We start from the raw sequence: 8,026 nt of genomic DNA, 5'->3' as shown, positions 1-8,026 counted from the left end.
ATTTACGGCACTGGACACGAGGCACATCGACAATGATCCAAATCGGCTTGATACCAACAGGGACAGTGCGTAACCAACGCTCACTTCTTCCTTTATGGATCACATGGCGGTGCTTGCACCGTGAACACCTTACAAGCTTTGCTTTCGGCTTCACATAAATAAGCACGTTTCCGAAAACGAAATCCTGCCGGACATAGTCATAGCCGGACAGCCCCAAGGCGTGGTAGACGAAACTCGTGGACATGGCGATTCTTCCTTCTAGACGTTCATTGGCGTGAATATTGATTGGACGCCATGTCCTTTCATTTTGTCAAAAGTACGCTTGGGCCGGATGAACCTTATTTTTTAATGAATTCTGAGTTAAAAGTCTTTTCAGCCGATCTTTAATGTAATCATTATCAGATTTTATATCCAATCCCGCTTGAGCTTCTGTTATTGCGGTCTTAATGTCTCCAAGCAATTCAGAAACAAGACTAAGCTGAAAATGAGGACCAGCTAACGAAGAATCAATGCTTATTGATTTTTCCAGAGCTGCTTTTGATTCTTTAAACTTAGTTTTTTTCTTCAATATACATCCCAGCTGAAAGTAAAAAAAAGCATTAGTGTCATTGATGCCGATCGCCTTATGAACGGCTTCGAGTGCCGAATCAAGTCGGCCTTCTTTCTCATAAATCATGCTCAGCTGGATATGCGCGACTGCGCTGAAACTATCTATCTCTGCTGCTTTTTCAAAGGCCTCTCTGGAGCCTTTAATATCATTTTTTTTCTTTAACAGACGACCAAGCAAAACATAATAGCCAGAATCAGTATCCTTTAGCTTAATAGCCCGTTTAACAGCATCTTGCTTTCATCTATCCGCCCGTACTGGTCATAGATGAAAGCAAGATTATAAAAAATTTCTGCTGTACCACTGTAAATACTCAGTGACTCTTCCAGCAACTCCAGAGCTTTTTGGTAAAATTTAAATTTGATAGCCCAGTTGGAAGTTATAGCAAAAAAATGCTGAGGTAATTCTTTATTATCGTTTAAAATTTTAGAAAATTCTTCAAGTTTATTAAAAAAAACAGTATCTTTAATCTGCAATGTCATTACATAATCGCTCAACAGCACAGATAAATTTTCTACAGCATTTAATTTAGTACTATCAAGATGTACTGGTTCGACCTTTTTAGGAGGATCAAAAACAATGTTTGATTTATCTGCAAGCCACTGCAGATCTTCTTTAAAATAAGAATAAACAAATTCAGGCGTTAAAAAATCAAAATATTTTTTAGTGCATCCTATCTCATTAAAGAGGTCAACGATCTTTAAATAAGTATATAAGCTATCAAGATCTATATTCTCACAACCATCTTTAAAAGATTTACTGGTTATACTATCAAGAACATGCAAAGCTTCTAATGATATTTTTTTATTATTTATAATACGAGATCTTTTATCTCTAACATTAACTCCTATAGTATCATAAAAATCAATTACAATATCATTTTCATGTAATATTTTATTATCAAATCTTTTAAATATTACATTCTCATTTCCAAATAAATCAACAAATCCCTCTATCCTACATTTTATGCTGTAATCATCTAAAACATCTTCAGTAAATTTTTTTAACGGAATACCATGTTTTATTTTTTGTAAAAAATAAGATGTTAACCATGAAACAGGTTCCCTAACATAGACAATTACTTTTACTTCTTCAAAATATTTATCAAAATCATCTTTAAGTAATTTAACTTCATCTGGTGTTAGTAGGGAAAGCCCCTCACCAGAGAGGATAATATTTTCACTGCTACTTTCACTAATCATTCTTTTAAATACGTTATTAGCGCATTCAAATACACGATACCCCATTTTTTTGAAAAAATATTACCTTTTGTTTTTCTACCGTCGACATTTATGTTGATATAAAGAGGAGCTAGTAATCTTGAATGTTCAATAAAATCTCCTGGATAATCATACCCTTTTTCAAGAAGATAATCTTTATTTTCAAAAGAAAACCTTTGAATTGCAGTAGTCCCAGTCTTATGAAGACCAATATGCAAAAAACATTTCATCAAAGTCTCCACAAATATATAATAAAAATACATTCCATAACGATGCATTTACAACTATACATACATTAGCTATCAATCAATTAACAAAAAAAATATCTGGAGGATCACCAAGCCAATCAGCACAATCCCATCCTAGAAGGATTTCTAGTTTTTTTATATCATCCCTCAAAATTTTTTGAATCTTAATATATTGGTCAGCATTAAAGCTGGTTTTAATTTTCATCTTGAAAATTTCATTTACAGAGATATCAAACGACTTATCATCAGCATAACAGCAGTCTCAATTCTGAATATCAAAAAGATTTTCATCTATCCAGTCCAAAGCCGAATCAACTGAAATTAATAAATAAAAAAGCTATAACACCGATCAAATTGCTAATGGCAACGCGAATTTCTAAATATGCTTAAGCACAAGATACTCGTTAGCCCCTACTGCATGTGATTCAAAATAAGCAAAGCATAATCATACAGTCCTTAGTTCACTTTATTATCAAGCAGATCCAATCAGGCGTACAAAAAACTGTTAAGTTAAAATTTAAGTTAATCTATTATATATTTGATTTTTTTTATCAGTCTGCTACCTCTTTTCTAAATTATAATAAAGTTTCGATAAGTTATATCATTTAAAGGAGCAACAAATGGCTACGACAGTGATGATGAAACATCCGGAAACAGGTCTGGTAAAAAAGGGATTCTTCGGTTTCAGCTGGACAACATTTTTCTTTGGTGGATTTCCGGCACTTTTTCGTGGAGATATACTGACCGGTCTGATCGTAATTGTAATTTCAATGTGCACATGCGGCATCGCCGGAATTATCTGGGCATTTTTCTACAATAAATCATACACAACAAAACTAATTGAAAAAGGCTACCAATTCGCAGACTCTGATGGAGTGGTTACCATGGCCAAAAGCTCTCTTGGGGTTGCATCATAATATTTTCTTTAAAATCGTATTTATGGAGCTACGCATAAAAGCGTAGCTCCATAAATTTTCAACATAATCAGGACTGTAAGATTATTATCCCACTTGAGATTGCGGCTCTAATTTATTGCTTACCGCAGCAATAAAGATTGCAAGAGATTATAAATAAACAATTCTACTCTGCTGGTAAATTTTTCTGATAGCTATCTTAAAATCACATTTGAAACATTCTAAAATAAGTCTTCATTTATTCATCTTTTCTATAAATAAATCCGTATCATCAATCTCCGCATAGGAGAAACTCAGCGCAGCCATGAAAGCAGCATGCACCATGTCAGCCGGGACCAGAGTCCCTTTGAATTCAAGATCCCTTTCTGCGCAGGCATCATGCAGAACAACAACATCGAAACCAAAGTCTCTGGCGGCACGAGCTGTAGCGTCAATACACATAAATGTCATCATCCCTACAATAACAACCCTCTCTACACCCTGCGCTTTCAACAGATCGAAAAGTCCTGTTTCCTGAAAACTGTTTGGATAGTTTTTTACAACAACTTCCTCCCCCTCAATCGGCAGAACCACAGAATGGATTTCCGCTCCGGCAGTATTAGGAATGAAAAAGCTGGCTTTCGGTTTTATATTTTCGTGTCTTATATGAATTACCGGCAAATTTTTATCTCTAAAAACTGATAGAACTTCAGCGGCTTTTCTTCCTGCGGCTTCAGCTTTAACCAGTTCAAAAGCTCCGCCGGGAAAATAATCATTCTGGATATCTACAATTATAAGTGCGTCTTTTTTCATATCATTTCTCCTTAATTTAAAATCTGTCATTTAGTTAAGCACCAGCAACCCCTCACCGGGGAGCAATGCCATTGGCTTAAATTATGTGGATATCTGAGGATAAATAAGTGGCGAAAAAGACAAATAAGAGGCAAAAAAAGACAAGAAGGAGATAACCGATGATCACAATAGCAACAGTGGCAATTCCGGGATCACTTCATTCTGCTTTACACGGAATTGGTGAAATACTTTATATGGCTAACAAGTTAGCAGGTAAAAAAAATTTTAATTACAGCATACTCTCTCCCGGGGTTGAACAAGTTTCCTGCTATACCGGGACGCTGATTACACCTGAAAATACTATTTCAAATTCCAGTCAGGATATAATCATCATCCCGCCAATACTGGAAAATATGAACGAGCTGATTGACGATAAAAATTTAATATCATGGCTTAAGGAACAGCATAAATCAGGATCAATAGTTGCGACGGTCTGCGCCGGATCTTTTTTGCTGGCTGAAACCGGTATTTTAAATGGACGGTACGCGACTACGCATTGGAATCTTGGCGAGAAATTTAAAGAAAGATATCCTGATGTAAAATTAAATATTCAAAGACTGCTGATAGACGGTGGTAATTATATCTGCGCAGGTGGTGTTTCTGCATGGATGGATTTAGCTCTTTACCTTGTCAAACGCTATTTGAGCATTGAAGATTCACTTAATTGCGCCAAAGTCATGCTTATGGATCCTCATAGAGAATACCAAAGTCCATACGGTCTGGGAGGCTTTCCTAAAAGCCATAATGACCGCGCAATTTTGAATGTTCAGGCGTGGCTCGAAGTAAATTACCCTGAATCACCGAATCTTGCCCTGATGGCGGAGAAAGCGAATCTAAGCCAGAGATCTTTACTTAGACGCTTTAAAAAAGCGACAGGATGTTCCCCGATACAATATCTGAGACAGGTCAGAGTGGATGCAGCACAAATGATGCTTGAGCAAACAGATGATAGTGTTGAAAGCATTTCCGAATATGTCGGCTACACAGATTACAGCACCTTCCGAAAACTTTTCAAACAGACAATAGGCATGACTCCATCCACATACAGACAGAAATTTGGTTTGAGGATTTAATTGTCTGGAGTTGTAGTTTTTTTTACAACAATATAATTTTAACAAACTGAGTCTGTAAAACAATAAACAGGCATATCCACATCAAAGTTTTTCATCTAATGGTGAGAATAAGAGATATACCAGACCGGGGTATGCCTATCAGCTTTTGCTCTTATTCCCAACAGTCCAAAGCGATCACCTCCAACTGATGACAGAGCCTCAATCTTTCCAATGGAATTCAGATAAGCCGGAACAAAACTTTGTGGTAGCATTTCTAATATCTTCTCATGGATATTGAGATCAGAACCGAAAAATGCTGAAAGTGGCATAAAAACTGTCGTATCATTGGCAGTATCACTTCTAAAATCTTCATTAGTAGAAAAACTTAATCCAACAAATTCCGACGGAGAACTATTTACCAATTTATAGGGGTACAATACTTCAACCACATCCCAGATCTGGTTAAAACAGTTTTCAATATTAAAAGCTCTTAAAAAGCATTTTATGAAGCCAGCCGTAGGATTGGAAAGAGCATAATACCACTCCAACTCAATTCTTTGATTTTCATCAAAATTTATACCCAACATGACAGGATGATGATTGGCTAAAAAACCTTCGGACTGATCCAGATTAAAGAACGGAGGATAGCTGTTCAATTCAAGATATAATTTCAGATTTAATCTACCGTAACCATCTATTCTCACTCCATGCCAGCAAGTCCATTTTGCTTCATCAAAAAGAAGTCTACTGGCCGCATTCCAGTCAAATTCACACCATTTGGAGTCAAAAGAAGTAAAAAGACTGTATGCCGTCTGAAATCTTTTTTTCGGTGACAATAATGGTGAAGCTCCGTCAACAGCAACCCTGACAGAGCCATTCGAACTGACTAATGAAACCTCAACAGGTGATCCATCAGCCAAAAGCAGGCTGGGGCTGTCCTCAATACAGGTCCAGAATAAAGCGCGGCGAAAATATTCCACCGCGCTTTGAACATCAACCAGCCCTTGGCCTTTAAGGATGCATATCAATTCATCGATGGGAAACATCTATTAATCAGCATCCCCGGGTAGAACTACTATGGTTTGACCGGATTGCTTAGTTCTTTTGATATTTGTCGGTGTTTCGACATTTTTATGCCAGTACTGTGCTTCCCAATAGTATGTGGGGGTTGTTCCTGAATCATATAAGAAATCCCACAAGAAATCGTCTAAATTTTCAGGGGTGAAAATTCTACCGAACATATCTGTTTTATTTCCACTTTTATTTATACGATATACCTGAAGGTTAACTTTAGTAATATTTTTATTACTCCACTCTACTTCAGAAGCCTGAAATTTTACAGACTGTACAGACTGAGCCGTGGAGACATTGATAATGCTTGTTCCTATATCTGTATGCTGGATCATTGTCAGCTTACCACCGGACTCATACTCTCCACTATAAGAAATGATAAATTCATCAGCACTGTTCGGAACAGTCAGGAACCACGGCTGGGGAGTCATTGCACTTCCCTGAAGAGCCCACTGATGATTATGAACAAGTCCATTGGTTTTATCATTATACTGAGCATCAACAGCAACCAGACTGAAATCACCTAGAGTAAAAAGTGAAATAACCCTTGAAACCAAAGGAGGGGTAAGGACATTCTGTATGGCATTATCAGTAACCCATCCAGTCATGACTTTTGTATTATCAGCCATGTAGTAAGTGGTGCGGAACTGATATGAATTAGTAGACGGACGCATGGTGTTGCTTTCTACCACATCCGTGGTTTTATCCTTATTCAACTCAATATTCTGATGTGTTACAGCACCATCATTATCGTTTACAAAATAGAAATTGACCTCAACCCTTTTCACCTGCTCGTCAGAAAACGGAACATTCCAAGCGATAAACTTTACAGTTAGCCTTTTTAGATCACGAATATTAATAAATATCTGTGTATCTGTACTGGTAGTTATCGGGGAGGTATACGGCTCTGTACCATCGTTGTACTCAACTTTGTAATGATACTTGTACTCAGGATTAAACGCACCTCCAGACATATCGCCAACAGCCTTGAATATCCATGATCCAGACTCATCAGCTTTAAACTGGTGGGTATTATCGGTCTTTGCTGTAGGGTAATCCACAACCACAGTAACAGAATCAACCGTATCGGGAATACTTTGAACAGCAAAAGCAACATTTAAATTACGTACATCAATTGTTGAAGAAATTTTTTCCCATGTAGTTTCATCAAACGCAGGAATAGTTGCTTGTGGAGTTACCAGCCAGTTAATAACCTGCCCTTCTTCATAAACATTATTGAATGATGGCATCATGGAGCAGGAAAAATTATCTGCATTTTTTTCCCCTATGACAGTTAAAACTTCCTGTATGGACTTATCAACATCATTTTGAAGAGTCTGATTACCCCAATCCGTTAGCCTCTTGAGGACACTTTCAGATAGCGTACGACTGCCGGGATCAACTGTAACTTTTCCTGCCATGGACTGGCTTAAAAGCTGATGGACCTCAACTGAACGATTTGTAACATGGCCCCACATATTTTTACTGACATGGACAGTTTTCTGATATTCGTAGGCTGTGTTTGAATCGAAGGAAACCGTAACGGTTGCCGGTGGCAAGGCTGCAAAAGTGCTTAATTGATAACTGACAGTAAAAGTGCCACCAGCACTTCCATCTGGTCCGAAGGCATTCTTAAAGCTTTCATAAGAGTTGTTGTCAGGTAGGGAAATAACAAATGAAACTTTGTTATCAGCATACAGAGATGCATCTGCCCTTTGTGTTAATTTTGTTCCATTCACTTCAAAGGTAAAGACTGCGAAAGCATCAAGCCAGTCCAACTGGCCAAAGGTAATATCCTGTCCAAGCTCCTTACGTACAGCGGCACGAATTTCATCAGACACATATATATCAGTCTGAAAAGTGCATTCACCACTTACTCCAAGGCTTTCAGCTGAAGAATTACTCTCTATCTTAACTAGAGAAAAAGCCGGATCTCCATTAGGGGCAATGGCTATTCTGGGTTGTGGTATGACGTAGTATTTATTTTTTTCTTTATCGTCACCATATACTGTTACAGTTTGACTTTGGCCATAGTTGATTACTTGAGATTTCTCTATACTTATCAACGTATTACTCCAAAATT

Annotated in this window: 9 protein-coding genes; 2 read left to right on the top strand and 7 right to left on the bottom strand. The window is 37.3% G+C overall.

Annotated features, from left to right (window positions below):
- The 4 genes from G496_RS20965 to G496_RS0113660 form a co-directional block, all read right to left on the bottom strand.
- Positions 1 to 244: transposase family protein (locus tag G496_RS20965; RefSeq protein WP_169725767.1), on the bottom strand; the 244-nt coding region annotated here is incomplete at its 3' end.
- A gap of 66 nt (positions 245 to 310) precedes the next feature.
- Entirely contained in the window at positions 311 to 787 is a 477-nt protein-coding gene (locus tag G496_RS0113670; protein WP_027179772.1) for a tetratricopeptide repeat protein, read from the bottom strand.
- A gap of 26 nt (positions 788 to 813) precedes the next feature.
- Entirely contained in the window at positions 814 to 1,809 is a 996-nt protein-coding gene (locus tag G496_RS0113665) for a tetratricopeptide repeat protein (protein ID WP_027179771.1), read from the bottom strand.
- Positions 1,806 to 2,057: a hypothetical protein gene (locus G496_RS0113660; RefSeq protein WP_027179770.1), complete on the bottom strand. Its 252-nt coding sequence runs from the start codon at positions 2,055 to 2,057 to the stop codon at positions 1,806 to 1,808. Before G496_RS0113660 ends, G496_RS0113665 begins: the two co-directional genes overlap by 4 nt.
- 638 nt (positions 2,058 to 2,695) lie before the next feature.
- Between G496_RS0113660 and G496_RS0113650 the strand changes: the two genes are divergently transcribed.
- On the top strand, positions 2,696 to 2,992 hold the full coding sequence (locus tag G496_RS0113650) for a hypothetical protein (RefSeq protein WP_027179769.1): 297 nt from the start codon (positions 2,696 to 2,698) through the stop codon (positions 2,990 to 2,992).
- 231 nt (positions 2,993 to 3,223) lie between these two features.
- On the opposite strand, the gene G496_RS0113645 is transcribed toward G496_RS0113650, so the two are convergent.
- On the bottom strand, positions 3,224 to 3,781 hold the full coding sequence (locus G496_RS0113645; protein ID WP_027179768.1) for a cysteine hydrolase family protein: 558 nt from the start codon (positions 3,779 to 3,781) through the stop codon (positions 3,224 to 3,226).
- Positions 3,782 to 3,939: 158 nt separating this feature from the next.
- On the opposite strand from G496_RS0113645, the gene G496_RS0113640 reads away from it, so the two are divergent.
- Complete coding sequence (locus tag G496_RS0113640; RefSeq protein ID WP_051295060.1) at positions 3,940 to 4,893, top strand: GlxA family transcriptional regulator; 954 nt, start codon at positions 3,940 to 3,942, stop codon at positions 4,891 to 4,893.
- Positions 4,894 to 4,988: 95 nt separating this feature from the next.
- On the opposite strand, the gene G496_RS0113635 is transcribed toward G496_RS0113640, so the two are convergent.
- The gene (locus G496_RS0113635) at positions 4,989 to 5,918 is read right to left on the bottom strand and encodes a hypothetical protein (RefSeq protein ID WP_027179766.1); all 930 of its coding nucleotides are present in this window, start codon (positions 5,916 to 5,918) and stop codon (positions 4,989 to 4,991) included.
- 3 nt (positions 5,919 to 5,921) lie between these two features.
- A complete protein-coding gene (locus tag G496_RS0113630; protein WP_027179765.1) occupies positions 5,922 to 8,009 on the bottom strand; it encodes a hypothetical protein in 2,088 nt (695 codons plus the stop codon).
- Positions 8,010 to 8,026: the final 17 nt, after the last annotated feature.

The organism is Maridesulfovibrio bastinii DSM 16055 (genome assembly GCF_000429985.1).
Taxonomy (GTDB): Bacteria; Desulfobacterota; Desulfovibrionia; order Desulfovibrionales; family Desulfovibrionaceae; genus Maridesulfovibrio; species Maridesulfovibrio bastinii.
The sequence above is the reverse complement of the archived record's forward strand: the minus strand, read 5'-3'. Positions and strand labels throughout refer to the sequence as shown.